The following is a 24,865-nucleotide window of genomic DNA, read 5'->3' as shown; positions in this document are numbered from 1 at the left end:
TTTTCTCTCGTCGCATTTGTTTATTGCTCTAGCCAATTGTAAAAAGGCACAGAATTTGATGTAGAGGCCTGATTATCTTGTACAGGTCTGTTTGGTGTTTGCTTTTGGCGAAACTTTCGTCCATGATTTTTAGCCTGTTCAATCGTTTTTATACCATTCTTTTTCCATTCAAAAAGAATCCTGTCAATATACCGGAAATTTAATTTCCCTGACATGACCGATTCTCTGAGTGCAGCCTTTATGATAATGGGATCATGGTGGTCATCATCCATCCACATGGCTAACGATTCACATTCGAATGGGGATAGAGGACGGCCAAATTCCTTCTCAAAACATGTGTAAAGATCACTTTCATCTGCCTTCTTAGTAACTTCCTGCGACTGTTTATTTTTCATTAAGAATTGTTCTACAAGTCGTTCCCATAAAGGTTGAACAGAGTACTTTTCAAACCTGATTCCTTCTGATGAGTATTCATCTATAATTTCAATAAACCCTTTTTGAATTAATCTTCGCAGAATATCGTTGCATTCCGAAACGGTAATCGTCATACGTGAGGAAAGCTCTTCTGGGGTAGGGAAGTCATTTCCCTTTTCTAAAAAGGATATAATATTTAATAAAAGAACAAGTTCATATTCATTAAGATTCATATTTCGGTACTCGGAAAATAATACAGCAGGAACTGTTATATTACCTTCCTGAAGCCATGATAATATATTTGTTTTCATCTATGCGACACCTCTTGATTAGTATAACACGAACAACCTCTCTCCCGTAAGAGGATTGGAATAACCAGATTTTATAAGAAAAGTAAAAAGCCTGCAGATGCAGACTTTTTCGGGTCATCCAATATTTTTAATCTTGACGTTTTGATTCAACAAAATCCTTGATTCTTGCTACAGCTTTCTCTAGTAAATCTAGAGATGTTGCATAGGACAGACGGATATTGTCTGGAGTACCGAACCCAGAGCCTGGAATCACGGCTACCTTAGCCTCTACTAATAACGCTTCAACAAATGCATCGACATCTGGATAACCTGTTATTTCAGCCGCTTCCTTTACATTTGGATATAAGTAAAAAGCTCCTTGTGGCTTTACACAGGTGAAACCAGGTATCGTAACTAACTGATTATAAATCACTTCTAATCGATGTTCAAACGCCTGCCGCATTTCTTCTACTGGCTCTTGAGGACCATTATAAGCTGCGATAGAGGCATACTGTGCAGTTGTTGTCGGATTAGAGGTACTATGACTAGCAAGATTTGTCATCGCCTCGATTATCTCCCTATTCCCCGCTGCATAGCCGATACGCCAGCCTGTCATAGAGTGTGATTTCGAAACTCCATTAATAACAATGGTCTGCTCTTTTAGTTCCGGTGATAGCTGCGCAATCGATACATGTTTATGTTCACCATATATAAGCTTTTCATAAATCTCATCTGAAACAATTAATATATTTTTTTCAAGGCATAATTTACCTAATTCCTGCAGTTCCTGTGCTGTATAAATAACACCAGTGGGATTACTTGGAGAGTTGATAATAATTGCTCTCGTTCTTTCAGAAATGACAGAACCTAATTGTTCAGGCGTAATCTTAAAATCCTGTGACTCTAATCCATCTACATATACAGGAACGCCGCCCGCTAATTTAACTTGTTCAGGGTAGCTTACCCAATAAGGAGTCGGGATAATAACCTCATCACCTTCGTTTAAGAGCACTTGAAAAAGAGTATACAACACATGTTTTGCACCGTTTCCTACAATGATTTCATTTAATTTATAAGAAAGACCTTGATCTCGTTCGAATTTTTCAATAATCGCCTTCTTTAAAGCAGGTAAGCCTGCGGAAGGAGTGTACTTTGTATGCCCTTCATTCATAGATCTTGTAGCGGCATCTAAAATATGCTGTGGAGTGTTATAATCGGGTTCACCAGCACCTAAACCAATCACATCCACCCCTTGATCCTTTAATTCTTTTGCCTTTGCTGTAATTGCTAATGTGGTTGACGGTGTTAGAGATAGTACCCTGTTTGCTAATTTAACTGCCATTTCCTTCTCCTCCTAATCCAATGAAGCTATAAATTTTCGATTTTTTTTAGCCATTCACCTGTTTTAAAATCAACATAATAATAATTTATTAAATTATTTTCAGAACGGTAGTATATTTCCCATAATGGGATATTATTTTCCATTCCTAATTTAACAGAGATAATCTTTTTTGGACTTTTCTCTTCCAAAAGTCTTTGCACTGCATCCTCTTTTGAGATTCCATTTTTCCGTTTGTCCCAAATTACTTTCTTGCTCTTCTCAGGAATCCATACGATGATGTTTTCACCTTTTTTATTTTCCCCCTCAAGCACACTTACGGTTTCTGTTCCGTGATAAATATGGAAGTCATCCACTTCATTGAACTCGACCTTTTCCTTTGCCAAAGAGACTGCTTTTTCTTCTGCCACATTGAGCGGCTCCTGGGCGCTTGCATATACCTTAACAAAAACCCCCACACAAATAGCAATAAATAATACTAGAAATAAAATTATTTTTTTCATTGTACTCCACTTCTTCCAACTTCTGCTCCACTTTACATCATTATGTACGATAAATCGTAAAGATAGCTTTACTTTGATCTTTTTTATCGAGTGCCAGGCCGAACATTAGGTCCTGTTGTTTTAATGTTCGGTTAAGGGCATCAACAATTTTGTATAAGTCCGGACTATGCTGAAGCTTTACAGTCGAGAGGACTTCTATTTTTGATTCCATAGTATTCCCCCTTTATCTCTCTAAAGCAATAATATCAGCTATAGTCTTCCTTTTCTACAGGAAAGGTGAATACTTCATAGTTATTTTCAGTAAATTTTATTGTTATCGTCCCATGCTTCTTGGTAAAAAAGACTTCTGACCATATATCCTGCAAATCATAAATAATATCAGGGTCAGGTTGGTGCTGCTCTGACTCAAACAGAATCGATATTTGCGGATTAACATATTGAATCAATTTCTCCGATAACGAATCTTCCTTAGCCCAGTTAGGAACTTTAAAAATTGTAACGTCATCTAAAGGTTTTTTTAATAAATTTTCTTCTACATCATCATTCGAGGAAGTCATTAAAAATATGCGATGTTTAAAAAACTTCAGCGTAAAATCGATTCCTTCATTTTCACCATTTCCGGCAAATAGAACCTCTGCCGATAAATCGGGTAATAAGTCTTGGGTTGTACCCTCGTTCCATGGAATAACTTCTACGTCGGTAAAGGGCGCCTTCCTATTTTTCATTTCGTTTGTAATCTCAGGTGTTGAAATCAATTTCTTTACGTTATATTTTGATATGATTTGAGTAAGTTGGTCAACAAAAAGATTTTGACGGTTGGTAATGATTAGTGTTGAAACTTCTTTTACACCGTATGTTTTAAGTATTTCACTTAAGTCCTCACTTGTTTCTTTTCCACCGATATTAACCAAGATATTTTCTCCACTAGAGCCTTGGATAAGGGTGGCCTCGCCATCACCTAAACCCAAAAAAGTAACAGCAATCTCATGGTCATTCAAATTTAAGTCGATACTTTCAACATTACCATATTCAAAAGAAGAGGCACTTCCAATCGAAGTGAACTGAAAAAAGATTGCTGCCACAAGTAATAACCATTTCATACACATACCTCCCATATTATTAGGATGTGTAATTTTTCCAAATTTCATTATAACCATTTGTATATTATTTCAACCAACTCATCGATATCTCCCTTTTTCATAGGTACATCTGGTATAGATCTTAGAAAAGCCTTACCGTACTTCGTAGTGGTAATCCTTTTATCAAAAACCATCATAATTCCACGATCTTTTTCGGTGCGAATCAAACGTCCAAAGCCCTGTTTAAATCTGAGAATCGCTTCAGGTAAAGAATACTCCGTAAAGGCATTTCCACCCCTTTGTTTGATTACTTGACACTTTGCTTCTGTCAGGGGTTCGTCAGGCGGACTAAATGGCAATCTGACAATAACTAAGCATGATAAATCCTCTCCAGGGATATCTACCCCTTCCCAGAAGCTGCTTGTTCCCAGTAAGATGGCTTTATCATACCTTTGGAAATTCCTTGTTAGTCTTGACCGGCTGCCACTGGTTATCCCTTGGGCAATCATCGCAAAGTCATCGAGGAATCCACTTTCTTTAATAAGCTCATATGTTTTCTTTAACATGTCGTGAGCAGTGAAGAGAATCAACATTCTTCCTTTTGTTGCTTCAGCAATTGTAATAATATGCTCGGTAATCGCAATCACGTAATCTTCCAGACTTGTTGCATTTACTTCTGGTAAATCCTCAGGAATTAAAAGTTGAACCTGATTTTTATAATCGAAAGGAGACGGGATGACCATTGTCAAAGTATTGTCTTTCACAAGGCCGATTTCATTTATAACGTAATCAAATGAATGATTAACAGTTAGAGTGGCCGAAGTTAACACAACTCCCTTTTTAATGTTAAAAAACCTCTCTTTTAAAGAAGCCGATACAAACGCAGGCTGGGCATAGAAGGTCGTTACATTCTGTTGTGAACGGAAGTCTATTTCTATCCACTTAACATCATTGGACTTTTTAATAAAGCAATCTTGAACGGTCATTCGCAGATCTTCTAGTTCATTTCTAAAGGATATAATTTCCTCTAGTTTTCCTTTTTGCTTACTTGTTAGTGCTCCATTACTTTTCTTTACCAACTCTAAACGATGTGTTATCGCTATTTGCAGGTCTTTCAAAAGAAAGGCGAATCGCTCGGCACTATGGACAAGCGCATCTCTTTCTTTGCCACCATTCTTATGTGTGAAACGCACCTTCGCTCGGTTTAAGCCTCTTCGTTCTGCAGAATTTGTTTTTGCATAAAGGGCGGTCAATTTAAAAAACTCGTCCATCTCATAGGAAAGATCAGCGGCAAGTTGATTTATTTTTCCGGTCTCTAGTACCTCTTCCTTAGCAGTTTTTAAAGAATCAAGGATCAATTCGAGCTCATAAAATAGCATGCGTTGCTCATATTGACCAAATTGGCCTAGAAGCAAACGAGTAGTTAAGTAGTCTAATGAGCGGCCAAAGTATTGACTAGCCACCTTCTCAAAATGATGTCCTTCGTCAATGACAGCATAATCAAAGTCGGGCAATATGGAGTTTTGCGCTGAGAGATTACTTAATAGCAGCGAATGATTAGTAATGATGATGTCCGCATTCTGTGCTTCGCTTTTTGCACGTAAATAAAAGTCTTTCTCCTGCCAAATTTTATTCATCGAAAAAATGGTTTGTTCATTTTTAATTTTATTCCAAAAAATATTGCCGCCGCTTGAGAGATTTAACTCATCTCGATCACCGGTATTGGTTTCCGTCAGCCAGACAAGTATTTGCATTTTGGTTAACGTGGTATCGTAATTGTCATTTTCCTCTAACAAAGACAGAGCGAATTTCTCTAAGCTAATATAATGATTTCTCCCTTTCAGCAAAACGCACTTTATTTCAAAAGGAAGAATCCCTGCTAATAGAGGAATTTCATTATGAATGATCTGCTCTTGAAGCTGAATCGTATGTGTGCTCACTACAATCGGCTGCTTATTCTGTTTTGCGAAATAAGCAACTGGAAGCAGGTATCCTAGAGATTTTCCAACACCGGTTCCTGCCTCAATCAGAGTATGTTTCCCTGAATGGAAAGCATGGTAAACCCCGTCCATCATTTGGAATTGACCAATTCTCTTTTCAAAGTTGGTAAAAGCCTTTTTAACCATAACCCCTTTTTCAACTTCGCTGGATGGATACTGGTCATCTTCCTGATACTGCCTGCTTGTTAACATTGAAATGCTGAGAGGTTTTTTCAAGGCAAAAGTATTGTTGAATATTTCAAGCGATTCCTGCCATCTCACACTTGTTTGGTCTAATTCTAAAATAATTTCATCAATCAATTGTTGTAAATCGCTTTTTAGCCCTCCTGAAAGCTGCGAAAGCTGACGTAAAGTCAATTCAGGTAATTGAGATAAACGATTTACAAGAATAAGAAAAAGCTCTGCCGTTACTTGAGCATCACTATCAGCTTGGTGAGGGCGATCATGTTGCAGATCCTCTCTAACTGCAAGGTCTGATAACTTATAGCCATCGGCAGTAGGAAATATGATTCTCGCCATTTCAACTGTATCTAAGACTGACCCATAGAAGCCTTCAAATCCTGCTTGAATTAATTCTTCCTGCAAAAAGGACAAATCAAATAAAACATTATGAGCAACGAAATAAGCACCTTCTAATAATGCGTTAACCTTTGGGGCTATTTCTGTAAATAATGGAGCATCTTTTACCATCTTATCCTCTAAGCCTGTTAATTCTTCAATAAAGGCTGGGATTGACCTTTGGGGATTGACTAAAGATGAGAAGCTTTCCGTGATTTTCCCGTCTTCAATGACCACAGCAGCAAATTGGATTATTTTATCCCCTTTTTTAGGGTTGTTTCCTGTAGTTTCTAAATCCACCACAACAAATTTATTTATCATTCTATATAACACCTCAAACCTTCATTAAAACGGTATCACAAAAAAGCTAAAAGAAAAAGAAAACCTTACGTTATAGTATATAAAATTATCATAAAAAAAGAAAAAATCCCCATAAAAGGGGATTTCATTACATAATTGTTAATGCTGGTTCTGCATAAATTAGTTCTTTGATTCTGTTATGTTCATCCATAATCGCAACTTTAGGCTGATGGCTTTGAACTTTTTCATCAGCTACTAAGCAATAGGAAATGATAATAACAATATCACCTTTTTGCACAAGCCTAGCAGCGGCACCATTTAAACAAATGACACCGCTCCCTCTTTCGCCTGGGATGATATATGTTTCTAGTCGTGCACCATTATTATTATTAACAATTTGAACCTTTTCATTTGCAACCATACCAACAGCATCGAGTAAATCTTCATCTATCGTAATACTGCCAACATAATTAAGATTAGCTTCTGTAACCGTAGCACGGTGGATTTTTCCATTCATCATATGCCGAAACATTATTTAATTCCTCCAATATCCTTGCTGACATCTAAGATGATATTATCTATTAATCGAACCTTCGAAAATTTAACCGCAATCGCAATGATACAGGTATCGTCTATATTGTCCAATGCTTTTAACTGAGGATACGAAAGGATCTCTACATAATCAATTTGCCCATCGGTTTCTGAAGTAATCATGTTTGAGATTAAATTCTTTATTGTCCCAGGGTTCCGTTCCCCATTCTCTATGGTCTCCTTAGCTTCTGCTAAGCTTTTATATAGAGCTGCAGCTTGACGTCTCTCATCGGGTAATAAATTAACGTTGCGAGAGCTTTTCGCAAGACCATCTTCTTCACGGACAATATCTACAGGAATTAAGTGTATCGGAAAGTTGAAATCTGTAATTAGTCCGTCTACAACAGCCACTTGTTGGGCATCCTTCTTGCCAAAATAAGCCCTTGTGGGCAGCACAATATTAAAGAGCTTTGTTAAAACAGTAGCAACACCATCAAAATGGCCAGGTCTAGATTTTCCGCATAAAACATCTGTACGTTCCTGAACTATTACTCGAACTGATGAAGAATGCGGATACATTTCCTCTACTGAGGGATAAAGAATGAAGTCTACCCCTTCACATTCTGCCAAGGATTGATCTCTCTCAAAATCTCTAGGGTAAGTTGAAAAATCCTCTGTCGGACCAAATTGAAGTGGATTAACAAAAATACTTAACACCACAATGTCATTTTCTTCTCTCGCTCTTTTTAATAGAGTTAAGTGACCCTCATGTAAAAATCCCATAGTTGGCACAAATCCGATTGATTTGGATTGAGATTTCAGCTTTATTATTTCAGTTTGCATTTCTTGTATAGTGGTAATGACTCTCATTTTAATCCTCCGTAAAGTCCACTGAGCTCTCGTTCTTTCATCGTAAAGGAGTGTTTATCTTCAGGGAACTGTTCCGACTTTACTTCTTTTACATAGGATTGAATGGATTCCATAATGAACGGATTAAGGGAGTAATATTGCTTCACAAACTTAGGCACCCTTTCCACACCATACCCTAAAATGTCATGATAGACGAGTACCTGTCCGTCTACATCAACCCCTGCTCCAATACCGATAATAGGAATGGAAACATTCTTCGCTACTTCCTCCGCAAGCTGCTTAGGTACACATTCGAGCACAATAGCGAATGCCCCTGCTTCCTCACATTTTTTTGCGTCCTGTAGCAATTTCATTGCACCTTTAGCATCTTTTCCTTGAACTTTATAACCGCCTAATACGCCCACAGATTGAGGAGTTAATCCAAGATGTCCACAAACTGGAATTCCTGCCTTTGTAAGAGCTGAAATCTGTTCAATTACTTCATCTGCTCCCTCTAGCTTAACGGCGTGAGCACCTGTCTCTTGAATTAATCTTCCAGCGTTTAGTAAAGTATCCCTAACCGATAAATGATAGCTTAAGAATGGCATATCAACGGCAATAAACGTGTCTTTAGCCCCGCGTTTTACCGCTTTTGTGTGATGAATCATGTCTTCCAGCGTCACTGGCACCGTGGAATCGTATCCTAGTACCACCATACCCAGAGAGTCTCCAACTAAAATTAAATCCACTCCGGCTTGCTCGGCATGCTTTGCAGATGGGTAATCATACGCAGTGAGCATGACGATTTTTTCCTTGTTTTCTTTCATTTTTAAGAAATCTGTACTTTGCTTCATCAATATTCCCTCCTTTTTAATAGGAAGAGGGGCTAAAAAAGAGCAAATAAAAAGATCCATCTGAAGGCAGAGGATCTTGGTACTCTTTTACATGTTCTATCCCTCTGTCCCGGTCCGTTATACGGATCTAGGCAGAAACCTTTTTAATTGTAAAAAGCAGTTTCAGGTGCAGCTCGAAAGCGATACCGCCCATGATTTGAATTATAAGAAAAAATTCAGAAAACTGCAAGATAATCTTTCGGCTACTGTGTTTTAAAGTTCTATATCCGCTGAGTAAACGTGGTGTGTTTTTCCCTGTTCGTCTACCATGATTAAAACTCCATCATCTGTAATGCCTTGTGCTGTACCGATAATAGAATTGGATAGTGTACGGGCTGTAATTTTTCTGCCGATACTTATGGCATACCCTTCCCATAGAAGCTTTATAGGAAGGAAACCTTCTTCTAAATATAGGAGATACAATTTTTCCAGATTCATAAAGATTCCCTTGATTAAGTCAGATCGTGATACTTTTTCACCTTTTTCAAGGAAAAGTGAGGTGGCTATCTCCTGCAGCTCACTAGGGAAATCTTCTTTTGTTTGATTAACATTCATACCGATTCCGATAATGATTGAATTGATACGATCCGCTTCTGCTTCAAGTTCGGTTAGTATACCCGTTACCTTTTTCCCTCTTATGAGGATGTCATTTGGCCATTTTATTTCTGGCAGCAAATCGGTAAGGTCTTCAATTGCCTGGACAATTGCGACCGCTGCTAACAGGGTTAATTGCGGAGCCTTTGGCAGTGGGATATTTGGCCTGAGAATAATACTCATCCAAATGCCCGTATACTTGGGTGAGTGCCATTTGCGATCCATTCTTCCACGCCCTGATGCCTGTTCTTCTGCGATAATAATTGTTCCTTCGGGTGCATTTTCATAAGCTAATCGGTGTGCTATTTTTTGAGTGGATTCAACGCTTTCTTCATAATGAACGTTTTTACCGATGAAATTTGTTTTTAGTCCAAGTCTTAATTCATCAGCAGTTATCTTTTCGGGTGTTTTCACAATCCGGTATCCTTTTCGACGTACAGCTTCTAGTTCAAAACCTTCTTTACGGAGCTCCTCAATATGCTTCCAGACAGCTGTCCTGGAGCAGCCAATTAATTCGGCAATATGCTGCCCGGATAAGTAATCTTCACCAGCATTTGTGAAAGCATCTAGCAATTCTTTCCTTAGTTGTGATTGCACGCCATTAGCCACTCCTTTATGACAATTTTATTATTTGCTATTTCACCAGCTAGAATTGCATGCTCAATATTAAGTAGTGTCTCTTTAACCCATGGTCCGCCGGTCTTGTTAAACCAATTCATTAGGTCATTTCCCGTTATGTCCATCTCTGACCGCTCTTTAATGGGGAGTCCATTATACAGTTGTAAATATTGCTGAATGGTATTTTGATTCTCAATACCTTTTATGACAAGGTACAGAATTTCTGAAGAAACAAAAACTTCTTTGCCAGCGGTATATAAATCATACAAGGACCAGCTTTTTTCGAATCTCTGATATAGATAATGAACAATTAGCTGAATTTCCCTGATTTCCTTTAATGGGATTCGCCAGCCTCTTAGAAATTGCTCTATGGCAGTCTTTTCGATTTTAAGACAGTAAACAAGCAATGCCCACATTTCACGTTTATTTAATTTATCCAGTTTATACTCCAGCATTAAGTTGATTTTGTCCTCTTGCTTCGATAAACCTGGTAAATAAGAATGAAGATTAGTTTGTAGAAGTAGTTGTATGGCTGGTTTTCTGTTATCACCACAAAGTAATTTATCAAACTCAGCATACTTTCGTTCGACAGCAATATTATCAAGCAAGTGTACTAAGTCTATTAGCGCTTTACGTGTTTCCTCTTCAATATCGAAAGACAACTGACTTACAAAACGTAAAGCACGCATCATTCTTAGTGCGTCCTCTTGAAAGCGGTCAGCTGCTTTTCCGACTGTCTGAATGACTTGATTCTTAATGGAAATTTGTCCTTGAAAGGGATCAATTAGGTTTCCTTCTTTATCCATAGCCATTGCATTCATGGTGAAATCTCTACGCTGCAAATCCTCTGTAAGGTTTCTAATAAATGAGACTTCCTTAGGTCGGCGGTAATCCTCGTATTCTGCTTCACTTCGAAACGTGGTAATTTCATAAGATTGATTTTGATATAGGACAAGAACGGTACCATGCTCGATACCAATATCAACGGTTTTTGAAAACACTCGCTTTACTTCCTCAGGGGTCGCGGAAGTTGCAATATCCACGTCGTTTATTTCCTTGTTTAAGAGGAAATCTCTAACAGACCCCCCGACAAAATAAGCTTCAAAGCCGGCAGATTCTAGCTTTTTTAAAACTGGTACAGCTGCTAAAAAAGGCTCTTTCATTCTAATCACCCTTGTTTAAGAGCTTTAAATATAATTGCTCATATTGTCCGACAATTTGTTCGGCTCTAAATTTGGTGTTCACAACATTAACTCCGTTAACAGCAAATTGCTGATGTAAATGTTGGTCACTTAATACCTTAATCGCCTTCGTAGAGATATCTTCAATATCTCCTAATTGACAGATGTATCCTGTTTCTCCATGCTGAATGACTTCAGGCATTCCGCCAACATTCGTTCCAATACAAGGTACACCGCAGGCCATTGCCTCAAGAGCCACCAGCCCAAAGCTTTCTTTCTCTGATAATAATAACTTTAGGTCACTGATTGAATACAATTCATCAAGGTTTTCCTGTTTTCCGAGCAAGTGGACTTTATCAGTCAACCCTAATTTCTTTACTAGTCTGCACACAGGTGTCATTTCGGGTCCATCTCCTACTAGCAATAATTTTGCTGGCATAGCTGATGAGATTCTTGCGAACGTTTTAACTACATCCTGTACTCGTTTAACAGGGCGAAAATTAGATACATGGATGACAACCTTCTCGTTATCCTTAATCCCGAATTCTTTCTTTAAATGGTTTGCGTCTCTTTTTTGATATATTCTCTCGTCAATAAAGTTATAGACTGTTTCAATTTGTTTGTCTGGCTGAATTAGTTCATGAGTTTGCTCAATTAATGAACGTGAAACAGCTGTTACAACATCTGATTTTTCAATTCCAAATTTGATTGCTTCAGTTAGTGACGGATCATAACCTAAAACGGTTATATCTGTACCGTGCAAAGTGGTGACAATTTTCACATCCACCTTGGACATTTGTTTAGCTAATATTGCACAAACAGCATGGGGAATCGCATAATGAACATGGAGAATATCGAGATTCTCACGATTAGCAACTTCTGCCATTTTACTAGCTAATGCAATATCATAGGGGGCATATTGAAAAACAGAGTATTGATTCACTTCGACCTGATGATAAAAAATATTATGATAAATTCTATTAAGTCTAAATGGCATACTGGAAGAGATAAAGTGAATTTCATGTCCCTTCTCTGCTAGCATCTTGCCTAATTCTGTCGCTACGACTCCTGAGCCACCCACTGTGGGATAACAGGTAATTCCAATTTTAAGTTTCTTCATGATTATTCTCCCATTAAGTCACGTTCCAAGAGGATTGGCACTTTAGTTTTAAAACCTTCAGCAAAATTAACTCCAACTTGTTGACCAAATAATCTTTCCCTTGCTTCAACGGATTCGATATAGCCATTAACAAGTGGTGTTTGTACACTATTTTCTGTTTGTTCAAATTGGCTTTTATAAGCATTCAAGGCTGCAATTTTATGCTCCATTGTATTTGAGATATCAATGGTGAAATCTGGCTTATGGAAGCCATTTATCATATAGAAATATACCCTTGATACCTTATGTGCCTCTTGGTAATTCTCTGTTTGATATTTTCTAATTCCCGCAGAAAAGACCGCCTCTTCTACAAGGCGGGCGCAGTTCCCATGATCAGGATGGCGGTCTTCAAAGTAGGGAGCAAAAACAATTTGCGGTTTGAATCTTCTTATGACCGAAGCAATCTCTCTTATAAATTCCTCCCTAAGAAGGAGTCCCCTGTCTGGTAATCCAAGAGACATTCTTTCAGTCACACCCAGTATTTCAGCCGCTTTCTTTGCTTCCTGTTTCCTTAATTCAATGGTACCGTTTGAAGATAAATCGGCGTCGGTTAAATCACAAATTCCTATCCTTTTTCCATTTGCTGCAAATTTCGCAATACTGCCTCCCATGCCAATTTCAACATCATCTGCATGGGCACCAAACGCAAGTATATGTAAGGGCTTATCGCTCATCACTTTCACCTTTATGAAGAATATTTCTCCACTCTAGGAACCCTTCATCTAAACCTCTTATTAAGAGTTCAGCAGTCCCCATATTTGTTGCGAGGGGAATAGAGTACACGTCGCATAGACGAACAAGCGCTGTTACATCGGGTTCATGTGGTTGAGCAGTTAGCGGATCACGAAAAAAGAAAATTGCATCCATTTTATTTTTTGCAATCATCGCACCTATTTCTTGATCTCCACCAAGTGGACCAGACTGGAATCTTGTAATGGGCAACCCTGTTGCTTCTTGGATTCTCATCCCAGTGGTTCCAGTCGCAAAAAGGGAATGCTTTGAAAAAATTGTTTGATATGCCGTTGCAAATTGTACAAGGTCATTCTTCTTATTATCGTGTGCTATTAAAGCTATATTCATGGTAATGCTCCTATTCTAGAATATTTTCAAGTCCATAAACAAAAACATCTTGCTTCATTACTGTCTCTACTGCTATCTTCACACCAGACATAAAGGATGCACGATTATAGGAATCATGACGAATCGATAATGTTTGACCATCTGAACCAAATAAAACCTGTTGATGAGCAACTAGTCCTGGGAGTCTCACAGAGTGAATATGCATTCCGTTAAACTCAGCACCCCTAGCGCCGCTTATTGTTTCTTTCTCATCTGGATGACCCTGCTCTTTAAATTGCCTTACAGACGCCATCATTTCAGCCGTTTTAACAGCAGTGCCGGATGGTGCATCCAATTTTTGGTCATGATGTAATTCAATTATTTCAATATCATTAAAATACTTTGCAGCCATTTGTGAGAACTTCATCATTAACACAGCGCCAAGCGCAAAATTTGGGGCAATAATACAACCAAGATTCTTTTCCTTACAAATATGTTCTAACTCTTCTAAATCAGCGCTTGTAAACCCAGTGGTACCTACAACCGGTCTTACATTATGCTGAAGTGCAGTCCTAGCATGGTGCATACCAAACTCAGGTGTTGTTAGGTCAATCAATACATCACATTCAACATTTTGCAGGCAGGATTCAATATTTGAATAAATTGGGACATTATGGATAGATTGAAATCCCTCTAAGTCACTCAACATATGCCCATCGTTCTTATGGTCAACTGCTGCGACTAATTCAAAATGTTCGGTATTGTTTACCATTTTGACGGCTTCACTCCCCATCCGTCCACGTGGTCCTGCAATAATTATTTTTACACTATTCATTCACTTACTCTCCTCATCCTTGTTTTCTATCCTCGTCCAACGGTCCTTGTCTCTCGTATTAAATTTATTCATGACATAATTGTGTGCCTCTTCCAAATCAATATTTAATGAATTTGCCAGACAAATAATGACAAAAAGAAGGTCTCCCAACTCCTCATCGATTGCTTTTTCGGATTCGCTGGATTTTTTAGGCTTCTCACCATAATAATGATTAACTTCTCTTGCAAGCTCACCTAGCTCTTCAGTCAGGCGAGCCACCATAGCCAGGGGACTAAAATACCCTTCTTTAAATTGACTTATGTATGTATCTACTTCCATCTGCAGATCTTTGATAGATTTCCCAGCGGGCACTCCCATTCACCTCTTTTAATAATTACAAAACATATATTAAATACATTAGCTAAAATAGGTGCATTTTACAAATATTTTTATATTAAGTATAAACTTTCCTGCACAAAATTGCTCTTCTATTATTAATTCGCTATAATAAAAGCCGCTGATTAGGGAATATTTTGGTAGAGGAGGAAAAATCGTGATATTTGGACTTAAACTTAAAAATGTTTTATTTATATTAATTGGAACAGCGATTATGTCCTTTGGACTGGTCAATTTTAATATGCAAAATAAACTCGCTGAAGGCGGTTTTACAGGTATAACCCTTCTTTTATATTTCATGTTTAAATGGGATCCATCTTATACAAACTTAATTTTAAATATCCCGCTCTTTTTCATTGGCTGGAAAATGCTAGGAAGAAACGCTTTTATCTATACCATTCTTGGGACAGTAGGACTTTCCGTCTTTTTATGGATTTTTCAACGATATTCTATCGACATGCCGCTAAAGGATGACCTATTACTGGCTGCACTATTTGCAGGTGTTTTTCTTGGAATTGGATTAGGCATTATCTTTCGCTATGGTGGTACTACAGGTGGAGTCGATATCATTGCACGACTTGTCCAGAAATATGCTGGCTGGAGCATGGGAAGGACTATGTTTATCTTTGATATTTGTGTGATTGGGGCGTCTGTTCTTACCTATCTGAATTATAAAGAAGCAATGTATACACTAGTCGCAGTATTTATCGGAGCGAGGGTTATTGATTTTATTCAAGAAGGAGCCTACACGGCCAGAGGTGCAATGATTGTCTCTGAAAGAAATGATGAAATTGCAAGCAAAATTATGGATGAAATGGATCGAGGTGTTACCGTACTTAAGGGCTATGGTTCTTTTACAAAAATAGAACGTGAAGTTTTATACTGTGTCGTTGCTAAAAATGAGATTGTACGTTTGAAAAATTTAATCACCTCCGTTGACCCGCATGCTTTTGTTTCAGTCACCGTTGTCCATGATGTACATGGAGAAGGTTTTACATTAGATGAAAATAAAAAACCGATTGAAATTTAGAAAAAGCAATGTCCGGCTTGGACATTGCTTTTATTCATTACTTCTATTCATTCCTGTGAAAATAAGGACCAGCCTTAATAACTCTAAAACAGCTACCGCAGCAGCTGCTACATATGTTAATGCCGCAGCATTTAAAACCTTTCTAGCATTCCGCTCTTCTTCATTGCGAATTAATCCTAAAGAAACCACTTGGTCCATTGCTCGATTGGAGGCATTAAATTCAACCGGTAACGTAATCACTTGAAAAAGTACGGCAGCAGCCATAAATACAATACCAGCTAACAACAGCCCGCTCATTTGAAATAAAATCCCAATTAGAACAAGAACCCAAGAAAAGTTAGATCCAATGTTAGCTACAGGAACTAAAGCATGACGGAATCGTAAAAATGCATAACGCTGTGCGTCCTGTATGGCATGTCCGCACTCATGGGCTGCAATTGCAGTAGAAGCTATCGAATGACCACGAAAATTTTCTGGGGACAACCTTACTGTTTTTGTTCTTGGATCATAGTGATCACTTAAAAATCCTCTTCCCTCTTCAACCCCAACATTAAAAAGACCGTTTGCATTCAGTACTTCCCTCGCCACCTCAGCACCTGTCCGATAGCTTGAATTAGTCACACGAGAATATTTGACAAAAGTACCCTTCACTCTAAATTGAGCCCATAGGGGTACCAACATAACGATAAGAAAATAAATTAAAAATCCCATTTTGAACCTCCAGTACTTCTAAAGGTGTAATCATCATTACGAAGTCCAAACTTAATCCTTATGAACTCTAGAACGGTTTTTCCGGCTATCCTTCTCACCCTGATATTTTCTCCAGCCTACATAAGAAAGAGTTAAAATGATTATGCTTCCTGTTGAAATAATTACCCACCAAAGTGATGGGTCTGCTTCATCCTCGTCCATATTTTCAAAAAGATTCTTTAAATCCATTTCTAGGCCTTCAAATTCCTGTTGGCTTTTGACGTTATTTACAACCTCAGAGCGATATTCATCAATAAACTTGATACGAGCGTCTATTCTTTGAATATTTTCTGCTGAAACATCAATTTTCATACTTGGATAAATAACGTTGTATAAGGCCATAAAATTATTGAAATTAGAGTGAAAATGTGCGGAATCGCCTGTACTTGCGGCTTCTTTCGCGTCCTGGAATGCCGTCAAAATTTGATTCTTCATTTCAGTCCATAATGGCTGATGACTAGTAGCTATAGCATCAACGACTAACCGAAACTTCGTAAGTCTTTGGACTCTTTCCTCGTAGTCCATACTTGGGCTTGCCGCCGCCTCCATTGCCTCGTCATGAGAAACGGTAATGATTCTTAATTCATCCATTGTAAATGGATGTTCTTTGTTGGAAATATCGGTAAATTGCTCTGAAAAATAACTCAAAAGTTTTTTGCCATCTTCGTACCTCTGGAATTTTATCATTTGAAGTGCTTCATCAGAGATATTATCTAGCTTGTCTATCGGCGTGTGCTCATGCGCACTAACCGTCATGGGAGTCAGCATAATGACAATTAAGAATATTAGTACCCATTTATACTTCAAACCTTGTCCCCCCTATCATTACTATTAAAATGTATGAGAGGGTGGACAAGGTTAGACCATCTTTTATCCTATCAAAAAACTATTTTAATTCTAATTTTTAAATAGTAAGTTTAAAGCGATTCGGGCGTATTACAAAATAGTAACCAATCCCTATCGATAAGATAGAAAGCCAAAAGGTAAAATAACCAATTTGAGGTGTGAATTCATTTAACATATGGTATCTCGGGAGCATGAAAAAAACATAGTCTATCACATCGTTATGAAGTGTCCAAATCGATGTCACTATGAGGTGCCACCATTTAAAACGATAAAAGGGAGAATACAATAATGCTTGAACTGCCATGGCAAAATGAGAAAAAATCAACATAACTCCTACCCAATCCAGCTCGCCTTGAACATTGAATACTAGGAGATTCATGACTACAGCCCAGATGCCATACTTAAATAAGGTAACAATCGCAAGTGCTTCAATTAACGGCAAGTTCTTTTTTAACAGGAATGCCACGATTACAAAAACAAAAAACAAACTAGCAGTAGGGCTGTCCGGAACAAAAATAAGGAAAATAGATGGAGTTTCTTTTAATTGCCACCCATACCACACATACCCATATACTGTTCCTGCAATATTAACGATAAGTAAAAGCCATAGAAATGACCTGTTAGCCAACAGAGGATATAACCATTTCACTACGATTCCTCTTTTCTCTTATGAATAATAAAAGCTGACGAAAATCCGTCAGCTTTTTACTAATCATTTATTATTTCCCTAAGTTAGCGATGTATTCAGAAAGCTTTTTAAGCTGATCGTCATCACCTTTAAAGACTCCTGCAGGCATCGCTCCTTTACCTTCTTTGGCAATTGTCGCAATTTCCTCAGCAGTAAGTCCTGTTTCAATTAATGTTGGGGCACCAGCTCCACCTTGGAAGCTGTCACCATGACAAGTGATACAGGTATTATCTGAAGCAATTTTGTATTCTTCTGATGTTTTATCAATTTCAACGTCAGCAACGATTTTACCATATTCCTTTGCTGCTTCCCAGTCATGGGTAGAAGCACTCTGCCATGTTAAAAATGTAATTGCAGCCAACGCTAACAACATAAAGCCTGTTGCTAATGGACGTTTGCTTGGACGACGTTCAGGTCCACGATCGATGAACGGTGCTAATAACAATGCTCCGAAGGCTAGTCCTGGGATAACCATTGCTCCAATTACTGTATAAGGTCCTGCTGCAAATTCATACTTTAGTAATTGGTATAAGAATAAGAAATACCAGTCTGGCATTGGTACATAACCTGTATCTGATGGATCCGCAATCCTTTCAAGTGGACTCGGATGTGCAACTGTTAAACATAAAAAGCCGACAAGAAATACTGCCCCTACCAACCATTCTTTCAAAAGGAAGTTAGGCCAAAACGCCTCTGTTTTACCAGGGTATTCTGAGTAATCTTTTGGAATATTTGTACTCGTACGGGCCTCAGGTGCCAATACACGTGAGTCACCTACGAATTTCATTCCTTTACCGCGATGCATCGAACAATCCCCCTCCTTTATTCGTAAATTAACATAGTAAATATTTCGGAATTAAATAAGAGTATTATAGTGGTCCAGAAATACCCTGTTTACGAATCATCATGAAATGAGCTGCCATTAATCCAAATAATGCAGCAGGTAAGAAGAACACGTGAATCGCAAAGAAACGAGATAAGGTTTGAGCTCCGACAATCGTTTCATGGCCCGAAAGCAATGTTTTTAAGTATACACCAATAAACGGTACTGCTTCGATAATTTGAAGCGTAACCTTCGTTGCGAACAACGCTTTCATATCCCAAGGTAATAAATAACCTGTTAATCCTAATGCCAGCATGACGAAGAAAATGAGTACTCCGACAACCCAGTTAAGTTCACGTGGTTTTTTGTATGCGCCTTGGAAGAAAACGCGTAATGTATGTAAGAACATCATTACAATAACTAAACTCGCACCCCAGTGGTGCATACCGCGTACGATTTGTCCGAAAGCTACTTCGTTTTGAAGGTAGAAAACAGATTCCCACGCGTTTTTGATATCTGGTACATAATACATGGTTAGGAACATACCAGAAAGAATTTGAATAACAGTAACAAAAAACGTTAGACCGCCAAAGCAATAAACGAACGCAGAAAAATGATGCGCTGGGTTAACATGCTCTGGAACTTCATGGTCAGCAATATCGCGCCACAAAGGCGTAATATCTAAACGTTCATCTACCCAATCGTAAATTTTGTTTAACAATGATTACGCCTCCTTCGTCCGTGGTTCAGCTTTTCCTAAGTAAAGTAAACCGTCTTTTTCTTGAATTGGATATACATCTAGTGGTGCAAGTGGTGGTGTACCCTTGACATTCGTTCCGTCCTTGGTATATCGGCCAAAATGACATGGACAGAAGAATTGATCTGGATGTGCTTCGTCTGACGCCCATCCTACAGTACAACCTAAGTGTTTACAGACAGGAGATAGGGCAACAATGTTATCCTGTTCATCCTTATAAACCCAGGCAGTATTTGTAACGTCTGAAGTATACCAAGCATCCTTTTGTTCAAACGTAAAATCGACTCGTTGTGGTTCTGCAGTGATGTCTTTGATTTTCAATGGAGTTGCAATAAAATCTCCACCTGCTTCGGCCTTTAATACAGGATCAATGGCAAAACGAACCATTGGCATTAACATACCTGCTGCCATAAATCCCCCTACACCAGTCAAAGTATAGCTTAAAAATTGTCTCCTTGATACGCGATGCTTACTCATGCTTATCCCCCCTCTATTCACAAGTTAAGTCCATCGGACATAAATTAAACACATATAAAACTAGGACATAACCATGATATATCAATCTTTATCCTAGGTCAATATCATACTATTTTAAAAACATGTTAATCAGCAAAGAATTACAAATTTTCATGCCATTTTTGCGTAAAAAGGGTCTGGAGCTGCTTTACCTGACTTTCAATCATTGAAATCTTTTGTGACTCATTTAAATGCTCGAGCGGCAGGGATGGAAGCCAAATTAATGAACCTTTAAGCTCGTCCTCATAGTTCTTCCAATCAATCTCAGAGGTTATGTAAAATATATGTTTAAACTCGTTTTTTTCGATATTGTCTTCCCATTTCTTCAATCCGTTTATTATATCCTCATACTGATCACTTTTTAAGTATGTATACGGAGGAACCAACATCAGTCTTCCAGTAAATTGTCTCTCTAAGTAATTGGTTAGTAACGTAATAAATTCTGCGTTCGATGCTGATTGTTTCATTTCATTCCCAAATGAGACAGAATACATTGGAATTACTGCCGTATCCACATATTCTTTTGCGGTTAAATAAGTTTCTATATCCTTTGATACCCACTTCATTTATACACCCCCCTTTTCTTCACCATTAGTTCTATCATATCATTTTTTTTTATAAAACATAAAAGGAAAAGAGAGAAAAAATTCAGTAAACATACAAAATGGAAGCTTGCTTATCGCAAGCTTCCATTCTGCTCTGCTTCTTTGAGTTGATTTAGCTTTTCTGTTAAGGCACGAAAGGCTGTCTTATCCTGCTTATCAAGGGCTTCATCAATTAATTGAAGCAGCTTCTCGCGATGAAACCGTTCAATGCTGTTTTGCAGAAATTGTTCTGCTATGATTCCGTCTTTTTCATTTACTTGAAGGTGTTTCGGAACAAATGGGTTTTCCTCTAATACAGCAGCGTATTGGTGTGCTTGATTGGATGCATGAAAGTTTAATTGAATAAAAATATCTTCGTCACGATTTAACCGAATATCATGGAAGGATTTTTCAGCATCAGTAGTCATAACATTCTCTTTATAAAAACGAAATGGTACTTTATCAACGCAGTGAGTTGACATAATCAAACCACGCGGACAATACTGTGCTTGCTCTACAAAATGAACCTTCTCCATTAATTGGTCGTGACTCATTAAATAATTAAGAATCCAAACACACTCTCTTCTTTTTAATTGATAATGATTTAAAAACCAACGAATAAAGTCCTTTTTCTCGTTGACAGAAACAGGGGTTGCCATATATAGTTTCCCTCCTCTGTATATTCAGCTTTTTATTAATTCTTTCTACTTAATAGACGATCAAGCAAATCAGCATACTCTCCATTTGTTGGATCACCTTTTTGTAACTGTTTAAAAATTTCGGCAGCAAGGTCGTTTTTTCCTTCTTCAATTAAAAAATAACCATAATCGTTCAAAAATGCTTCATTATTCTTAAAAAAAGTATATGCACTTTCATATTTGTCTAATGCATCGGAATATTCCTCTAACTTATTGTATGCTAGTGCCGCGTCCCATAAGAGCTGGGGTTCCTCATCTTCTATGAAGTCCAGCTGTGAAATCAAATCAATTACGGCTTCATACCTCTCTTGCTGAAAGAAGAGCTTATTTAAGGTTAGTGCAGCTTCAGTAAAGCCTGGATCTAATGCAAGTGCCTCACGGAAGTGTTGTTCTGCAAGCTCCGGTTGTGTGAGCTTAATGGCAATTTTACCGCCAAAGAAAAATAAATCCTTATTAAATTCATCCAGTTTAATACCTTCTTGTATTACGTTTAAGCTATTTTCAAGTTCTTCTTCCCGTTCATAGGCCTTTGCTAGATGTAGGTACAGGGAATGGTATTCTGGGTCCAGCCCTTTTAATTCCTCGAACTTTTCGATTGCAGTCCGGTTATAACCTGCTTGAAGTGCTGTAAATGCATAACCAAATAGTGTATTAATCTCTAATTTCTCTTCAATTGCTTTGTCATAATAGAATAAAGCTTCTTCAAATTCTCCAGAGGCACTTAAAAGCTCCGCCATTCGTTGGTGAATACTTACACCTGCAATCTCTTGGTGCTCTTTTAAAACAGCCTCATAAGATTTCAGTGCCTTCTTTACTTCACCTTGTTCACTATAGAGTTCACCAAGTGCAAAATCAATGATAACCTCATCTGGTAATATATCCTTTGCTTGCTGAAGTTTTCTTTCACATACCTCATATAAACCTTGAACTTGATATAAGTCCGCTAACAGCAAGAGAGATTGTCCAAAGCTGGGGTCATGTTCAGTGATTTTTTCTAATTCAAGAATTGCTTGTTCCTCATCGCCGGCATCCACTAATATTTCACCTAGTAAGACGAGCAGTTCACCTTCTTTAGGGTAAATGACTAATAGATTTTCAACCAATGCCTTTGATTCAGCCAAAAATCCAAATTGGAACATTTCTTCAGCAAGAAGGAATTTTTCATCGGGCTGACCTTTGGTTAATACAACATTATATTCATTTATGGCTTCATTATGTTGACCGTTTTCCAACATTGTAATAATTTTATTCACTCTGTCCATTATCTCTTTCCTCTCGGTTCCCTTTAATTAACTATAAAGCAAAATATGATGGGGTTCGCACCCTAACATATTCTCCATATCCAGGTTTAAATAAAACCTCTTCCCCTGCACGAACTACCTTTCCCTTATTAACAGTAACTAGAAGTCTATCACTATGATAATGAAATAATTCCACTTCATCAACATTGATGATTTCTCTAGCTTTAAGGTATAGATTATAGCTTACTTCTGCTCCATGCAATAAACTTGCCTTTTGTGGATATAAACCGATTTTATTTAAAACTGTAACGGGCAATGGCTGATCCGCTTTCATTTCCTCAAGGATGGCAGGAATCTTTTCATTTTCCATTATATCCTTCCATTTCGACAAAGCCCTCTTTACATCCTTCTTAAGATGGTTAGAAATTATTGGAACAAGCGGACAATTATACGGAAAAAGTGCCTCTCTAATCCATCCCCAAGGAATGCTAGTTAGTTCATCAAGGTCCTCTACATTGATAAAAATAGCCGGAATCCTTTCTTTCTTACATTTCCTGATAAATGTGGGAGTTAAAAGACGCAGTGAAATTTTCACACCAACGAGAAAATCGATAGGACTGCTAATGAGTGCGGTTTTTGTTTCTTTTATCTTTTCAGTTAATTCACTTTCGTATGTTATCGAACTGTAGGTAAGTAATGTGGTACATCCTTTCAAAAGAAAGTTCTCAACCATGTATTTTCGAAATTCCTGAAAGGAGGCATTAAGAGGTATTCTTGTGTCTAAAAGTACAAAAGACGGGGTCATGATATATGATTCTGCATTCATTTTTATATATTTATTATGATGTATACGCTCTTTCTTTGCAGCAATGTGGTCTCCCTCAATCAATAGTGATAATTTTGTAAGTTTTGTCTCCTTTAGAATATTTGCATTTTCAATTATATAACCCATTCTACCACCCTTTTCACTGCTTTCCTTCTTAAGACAAGCTATGAGTTAAGCTAATAAACTATGACAGAAAAATAATGACAGAAAAAAGCTGCGCAAAAGGCAGCTTTAGTTTTTCAGGCAATTAAGATGTTTGAAAAAGTTTGGGTAAGAGACTGAGATTGCTTCTGGGTCTTCAAGTTCAACTTGGTCCTCACATAGCAATGAGGCGATTGCAAGCATCATTCCAATTCTATGGTCACCATGACTGGATACTTTTCCACCTTTAAGGGTAGTTCCCCCATGAATAATCATTCCATCATCAGTTGCTTCTATCGAAGCACCCAGTTTTGTCAATTCTTGAACGACTGTATCAATTCGGTTTGTTTCTTTAACTTTTAACTCAGAAGCATCTTTAATAATGGTTTTTCCTTCAGCTTGTGTCGCAAGTAAGGCAATGATTGGGATCTCATCAATTAATCTTGGGATAACATCCCCCTCAACAACAGTACCTGTTAGCCTTGAAGTTTTAATTGTAATATCACCAGCTGGTTCAAAGGAATTTTCATCATTATTATGAATCTCTAAATTAGCTCCCATTTGATTCATAATCTCAATGATACCCGTTCTAGTCGGATTTAGACCCACATTCTTTAAGAGGATTTCACTACCCTCCACAATCGCACCTGCAACAAGGAAAAACGCAGCAGAGGAAATATCCCCAGGTACATGGATATCAGAAGCAATAAGCTTTTGACCTCCCTTTACCGTTATTTTACGATTATCCTTCCCAACTTCTCCGCCAAATTTACGAATCATTCTTTCTGTATGATCACGTGATTCAGCTTTTTCGATAATTGTCGTTTCTCCCTCAGCCTGAAGCCCAGCAAGAATTAAAGCTGATTTTACCTGAGCACTTGCTACTGACATGTTGTAGTTAATAGGATTTAAATGGCCACCGCGAATACTAAGTGGCGTAAATTCTCCATTTTTTCTGCCGTCAATCTTCGCCCCCATAGACCTTAATGGTTCCGTTACCCTAGTCATCGGTCTTTTTCCAATCGACTGGTCACCTATTAGTGATGAGAAGAATTGCCTACCCGCTAAAATACCTAATAATAGTCGAATGGTTGTACCAGAATTCCCAACATCCAATAACTCATTAGGTTCTTTTAAACCATCAAATCCATTCCCATAAATCGTTAGACCATCTTCATTTTCTTCAATGACGACTCCTAACTTTCGGAAACAAGAAATAGTACTTAAACAATCATCCCCTGGCAGGAAATTCGTTACCCTTGTTACACCTTGGGCAATTGAGCCAAACATAACAGAACGATGAGAAATCGATTTATCTCCAGGTATTTCAATACTGCCCTTTAAACCATTCCGAGTTGGCTGTAAAGCTATTAATTCCATTTCATCAC

Annotated in this window: 28 protein-coding genes; 1 reads left to right on the top strand and 27 read right to left on the bottom strand. The window is 37.9% G+C overall.

Going from position 1 to position 24,865, the window contains the following annotated elements:
• Positions 1-20 precede the first annotated feature (20 nt).
• The 16 genes from ABC255_RS10055 to ABC255_RS09980 form a co-directional block, all read right to left on the bottom strand.
• Complete coding sequence (locus ABC255_RS10055) at positions 21-725, bottom strand: DnaD domain protein (RefSeq protein WP_412993185.1); 705 nt, start codon at positions 723-725, stop codon at positions 21-23.
• A 127-nt stretch (positions 726-852) separates the two neighbouring features.
• Complete coding sequence (locus ABC255_RS10050) at positions 853-2,046, bottom strand: pyridoxal phosphate-dependent aminotransferase (protein ID WP_412993183.1); 1,194 nt, start codon at positions 2,044-2,046, stop codon at positions 853-855.
• A gap of 26 nt (positions 2,047-2,072) precedes the next feature.
• On the bottom strand, positions 2,073-2,546 hold the full coding sequence (locus ABC255_RS10045; protein ID WP_335528746.1) for a cell wall elongation regulator TseB-like domain-containing protein: 474 nt from the start codon (positions 2,544-2,546) through the stop codon (positions 2,073-2,075).
• Between the two features lie 40 nt (positions 2,547-2,586).
• Complete coding sequence (locus tag ABC255_RS10040; protein WP_179596350.1) at positions 2,587-2,757, bottom strand: YpmA family protein; 171 nt, start codon at positions 2,755-2,757, stop codon at positions 2,587-2,589.
• 34 nt (positions 2,758-2,791) lie between these two features.
• Positions 2,792-3,646 (bottom strand): ComEC/Rec2 family competence protein, encoded by an 855-nt coding sequence (locus tag ABC255_RS10035; protein WP_412993181.1) that lies wholly within the window; start codon positions 3,644-3,646, stop codon positions 2,792-2,794.
• 47 nt (positions 3,647-3,693) lie between these two features.
• Positions 3,694-6,504, bottom strand: coding sequence for an ATP-dependent DNA helicase DinG (gene dinG / locus ABC255_RS10030; protein ID WP_412993179.1), 2,811 nt, complete (start codon positions 6,502-6,504; stop codon positions 3,694-3,696).
• Between the two features lie 127 nt (positions 6,505-6,631).
• Positions 6,632-7,015, bottom strand: coding sequence for an aspartate 1-decarboxylase (gene panD / locus ABC255_RS10025; RefSeq protein ID WP_307310491.1), 384 nt, complete (start codon positions 7,013-7,015; stop codon positions 6,632-6,634).
• Complete coding sequence (gene panC / locus ABC255_RS10020) at positions 7,015-7,884, bottom strand: pantoate--beta-alanine ligase (protein ID WP_412993177.1); 870 nt, start codon at positions 7,882-7,884, stop codon at positions 7,015-7,017. Before panC ends, panD begins: the two co-directional genes overlap by 1 nt.
• Entirely contained in the window at positions 7,881-8,717 is an 837-nt protein-coding gene (gene panB / locus ABC255_RS10015; protein WP_412993175.1) for a 3-methyl-2-oxobutanoate hydroxymethyltransferase, read from the bottom strand. Before panB ends, panC begins: the two co-directional genes overlap by 4 nt.
• Positions 8,718-8,969: 252 nt before the next feature.
• On the bottom strand, positions 8,970-9,947 hold the full coding sequence (locus ABC255_RS10010) for a biotin--[acetyl-CoA-carboxylase] ligase (RefSeq protein WP_412993174.1): 978 nt from the start codon (positions 9,945-9,947) through the stop codon (positions 8,970-8,972).
• Positions 9,932-11,131 carry a CCA tRNA nucleotidyltransferase gene (locus ABC255_RS10005; RefSeq protein WP_412993172.1) on the bottom strand — a complete coding sequence of 400 codons (1,200 nt, stop codon included), beginning with the start codon at positions 11,129-11,131 and terminating at the stop codon, positions 9,932-9,934. Before ABC255_RS10005 ends, ABC255_RS10010 begins: the two co-directional genes overlap by 16 nt.
• Before the next feature lies 1 nt (position 11,132).
• A complete protein-coding gene (bshA, locus tag ABC255_RS10000; protein ID WP_412993170.1) occupies positions 11,133-12,269 on the bottom strand; it encodes an N-acetyl-alpha-D-glucosaminyl L-malate synthase BshA in 1,137 nt (378 codons plus the stop codon).
• A gap of 2 nt (positions 12,270-12,271) precedes the next feature.
• Positions 12,272-12,982: a bacillithiol biosynthesis deacetylase BshB1 gene (gene bshB1, locus ABC255_RS09995; protein WP_412993169.1), complete on the bottom strand. Its 711-nt coding sequence runs from the start codon at positions 12,980-12,982 to the stop codon at positions 12,272-12,274.
• Positions 12,972-13,388: a methylglyoxal synthase gene (mgsA, locus tag ABC255_RS09990; RefSeq protein ID WP_412993167.1), complete on the bottom strand. Its 417-nt coding sequence runs from the start codon at positions 13,386-13,388 to the stop codon at positions 12,972-12,974. The genes bshB1 and mgsA overlap by 11 nt, the downstream gene beginning before the upstream one ends.
• A gap of 10 nt (positions 13,389-13,398) precedes the next feature.
• Positions 13,399-14,202, bottom strand: coding sequence for a 4-hydroxy-tetrahydrodipicolinate reductase (gene dapB, locus ABC255_RS09985; protein WP_412993165.1), 804 nt, complete (start codon positions 14,200-14,202; stop codon positions 13,399-13,401).
• Positions 14,203-14,559 (bottom strand): nucleotide pyrophosphohydrolase, encoded by a 357-nt coding sequence (locus ABC255_RS09980; protein ID WP_412993164.1) that lies wholly within the window; start codon positions 14,557-14,559, stop codon positions 14,203-14,205.
• Positions 14,560-14,734: 175 nt separating this feature from the next.
• Between ABC255_RS09980 and ABC255_RS09975 the strand changes: the two genes are divergently transcribed.
• Complete coding sequence (locus ABC255_RS09975; protein ID WP_412993162.1) at positions 14,735-15,607, top strand: YitT family protein; 873 nt, start codon at positions 14,735-14,737, stop codon at positions 15,605-15,607.
• Positions 15,608-15,637: 30 nt separating this feature from the next.
• Here ABC255_RS09975 and ABC255_RS09970 read toward each other — a convergent pair whose 3' ends face one another.
• The 11 genes from ABC255_RS09970 to aroA all read right to left on the bottom strand — a co-directional run bounded on the left by ABC255_RS09970 (position 15,638) and on the right by aroA (position 24,857).
• Complete coding sequence (locus tag ABC255_RS09970) at positions 15,638-16,318, bottom strand: zinc metallopeptidase (RefSeq protein WP_335528705.1); 681 nt, start codon at positions 16,316-16,318, stop codon at positions 15,638-15,640.
• A 51-nt stretch (positions 16,319-16,369) separates the two neighbouring features.
• On the bottom strand, positions 16,370-17,164 hold the full coding sequence (ypjB, locus tag ABC255_RS09965; protein WP_412993160.1) for a sporulation protein YpjB: 795 nt from the start codon (positions 17,162-17,164) through the stop codon (positions 16,370-16,372).
• Positions 17,165-17,261: 97 nt separating this feature from the next.
• Entirely contained in the window at positions 17,262-17,852 is a 591-nt protein-coding gene (gene lhaT, locus ABC255_RS09960; protein ID WP_412993159.1) for a lipoprotein heptaprenylglyceryl N-acetyltransferase LhaT, read from the bottom strand.
• A 70-nt stretch (positions 17,853-17,922) separates the two neighbouring features.
• Entirely contained in the window at positions 17,923-18,696 is a 774-nt protein-coding gene (locus ABC255_RS09955) for a menaquinol-cytochrome c reductase cytochrome b/c subunit (protein WP_412993157.1), read from the bottom strand.
• A 64-nt stretch (positions 18,697-18,760) separates the two neighbouring features.
• Complete coding sequence (qcrB, locus tag ABC255_RS09950) at positions 18,761-19,435, bottom strand: menaquinol-cytochrome c reductase cytochrome b subunit (protein ID WP_412993155.1); 675 nt, start codon at positions 19,433-19,435, stop codon at positions 18,761-18,763.
• 3 nt (positions 19,436-19,438) lie between these two features.
• Positions 19,439-19,954, bottom strand: coding sequence for a QcrA and Rieske domain-containing protein (locus ABC255_RS09945; RefSeq protein WP_412998523.1), 516 nt, complete (start codon positions 19,952-19,954; stop codon positions 19,439-19,441).
• 134 nt (positions 19,955-20,088) lie between these two features.
• Positions 20,089-20,553, bottom strand: coding sequence for a YpiF family protein (locus tag ABC255_RS09940; RefSeq protein ID WP_412993154.1), 465 nt, complete (start codon positions 20,551-20,553; stop codon positions 20,089-20,091).
• A gap of 110 nt (positions 20,554-20,663) precedes the next feature.
• On the bottom strand, positions 20,664-21,230 hold the full coding sequence (locus ABC255_RS09935; RefSeq protein ID WP_412993152.1) for a ReoY family proteolytic degradation factor: 567 nt from the start codon (positions 21,228-21,230) through the stop codon (positions 20,664-20,666).
• A gap of 35 nt (positions 21,231-21,265) precedes the next feature.
• Positions 21,266-22,531, bottom strand: a complete 1,266-nt coding sequence (locus tag ABC255_RS09930; protein ID WP_412993150.1) for a tetratricopeptide repeat protein — start codon at positions 22,529-22,531, stop codon at positions 21,266-21,268.
• Between the two features lie 31 nt (positions 22,532-22,562).
• Positions 22,563-23,462, bottom strand: a complete 900-nt coding sequence (locus ABC255_RS09925; RefSeq protein WP_412993149.1) for a hypothetical protein — start codon at positions 23,460-23,462, stop codon at positions 22,563-22,565.
• Positions 23,463-23,567: 105 nt separating this feature from the next.
• Positions 23,568-24,857, bottom strand: coding sequence for a 3-phosphoshikimate 1-carboxyvinyltransferase (gene aroA, locus ABC255_RS09920; protein WP_412993147.1), 1,290 nt, complete (start codon positions 24,855-24,857; stop codon positions 23,568-23,570).
• Between the last annotated feature and the right edge of the window lie 8 nt (positions 24,858-24,865).

The organism is Neobacillus canaveralius (assembly GCF_047237705.1).
In the GTDB taxonomy this organism is placed as follows: domain Bacteria; phylum Bacillota; class Bacilli; order Bacillales; family Cytobacillaceae; genus Neobacillus; species Neobacillus niacini_K.
The sequence above is the reverse complement of the archived record's forward strand: the minus strand, read 5'-3'. Positions and strand labels throughout refer to the sequence as shown.

Bases quoted from the DNA above. Each gene is read 5' to 3' on its own strand.
- ABC255_RS10035 (WP_412993181.1), bottom strand. From the start codon at position 3,646: ATGAAATGGTTATTACTTGTGGCAGCAATCTTTTTTCAGTTCACTTCG.
- panD (WP_307310491.1), bottom strand. From the start codon at position 7,015: ATGTTTCGGCATATGATGAATGGAAAAATCCACCGTGCTACGGTTACA.
- ABC255_RS09980 (WP_412993164.1), bottom strand. From the start codon at position 14,559: ATGGGAGTGCCCGCTGGGAAATCTATCAAAGATCTGCAGATGGAAGTA.
- ABC255_RS09935 (WP_412993152.1), bottom strand. From the start codon at position 21,230: ATGGCAACCCCTGTTTCTGTCAACGAGAAAAAGGACTTTATTCGTTGG.
- panC (WP_412993177.1), bottom strand. From the start codon at position 7,884: ATGAGAGTCATTACCACTATACAAGAAATGCAAACTGAAATAATAAAG.
- ABC255_RS10005 (WP_412993172.1), bottom strand. From the start codon at position 11,131: ATGAAAGAGCCTTTTTTAGCAGCTGTACCAGTTTTAAAAAAGCTAGAA.
- bshB1 (WP_412993169.1), bottom strand. From the start codon at position 12,982: ATGAGCGATAAGCCCTTACATATACTTGCGTTTGGTGCCCATGCAGAT.
- dapB (WP_412993165.1), bottom strand. From the start codon at position 14,202: ATGAATAGTGTAAAAATAATTATTGCAGGACCACGTGGACGGATGGGG.
- ABC255_RS09970 (WP_335528705.1), bottom strand. From the start codon at position 16,318: ATGGGATTTTTAATTTATTTTCTTATCGTTATGTTGGTACCCCTATGG.
- ABC255_RS10050 (WP_412993183.1), bottom strand. From the start codon at position 2,046: ATGGCAGTTAAATTAGCAAACAGGGTACTATCTCTAACACCGTCAACC.
- ABC255_RS09925 (WP_412993149.1), bottom strand. From the start codon at position 23,462: ATGGGTTATATAATTGAAAATGCAAATATTCTAAAGGAGACAAAACTT.
- ABC255_RS09930 (WP_412993150.1), bottom strand. From the start codon at position 22,531: ATGGACAGAGTGAATAAAATTATTACAATGTTGGAAAACGGTCAACAT.
- ABC255_RS09955 (WP_412993157.1), bottom strand. From the start codon at position 18,696: ATGCATCGCGGTAAAGGAATGAAATTCGTAGGTGACTCACGTGTATTG.
- dinG (WP_412993179.1), bottom strand. From the start codon at position 6,504: ATGATAAATAAATTTGTTGTGGTGGATTTAGAAACTACAGGAAACAAC.
- ABC255_RS10055 (WP_412993185.1), bottom strand. From the start codon at position 725: ATGAAAACAAATATATTATCATGGCTTCAGGAAGGTAATATAACAGTT.
- ABC255_RS10040 (WP_179596350.1), bottom strand. From the start codon at position 2,757: ATGGAATCAAAAATAGAAGTCCTCTCGACTGTAAAGCTTCAGCATAGT.
- mgsA (WP_412993167.1), bottom strand. From the start codon at position 13,388: ATGAATATAGCTTTAATAGCACACGATAATAAGAAGAATGACCTTGTA.
- aroA (WP_412993147.1), bottom strand. From the start codon at position 24,857: ATGGAATTAATAGCTTTACAGCCAACTCGGAATGGTTTAAAGGGCAGT.
- bshA (WP_412993170.1), bottom strand. From the start codon at position 12,269: ATGAAGAAACTTAAAATTGGAATTACCTGTTATCCCACAGTGGGTGGC.
- ABC255_RS09940 (WP_412993154.1), bottom strand. From the start codon at position 20,553: ATGAAGTGGGTATCAAAGGATATAGAAACTTATTTAACCGCAAAAGAA.
- panB (WP_412993175.1), bottom strand. From the start codon at position 8,717: ATGAAGCAAAGTACAGATTTCTTAAAAATGAAAGAAAACAAGGAAAAA.
- ABC255_RS10045 (WP_335528746.1), bottom strand. From the start codon at position 2,546: ATGAAAAAAATAATTTTATTTCTAGTATTATTTATTGCTATTTGTGTG.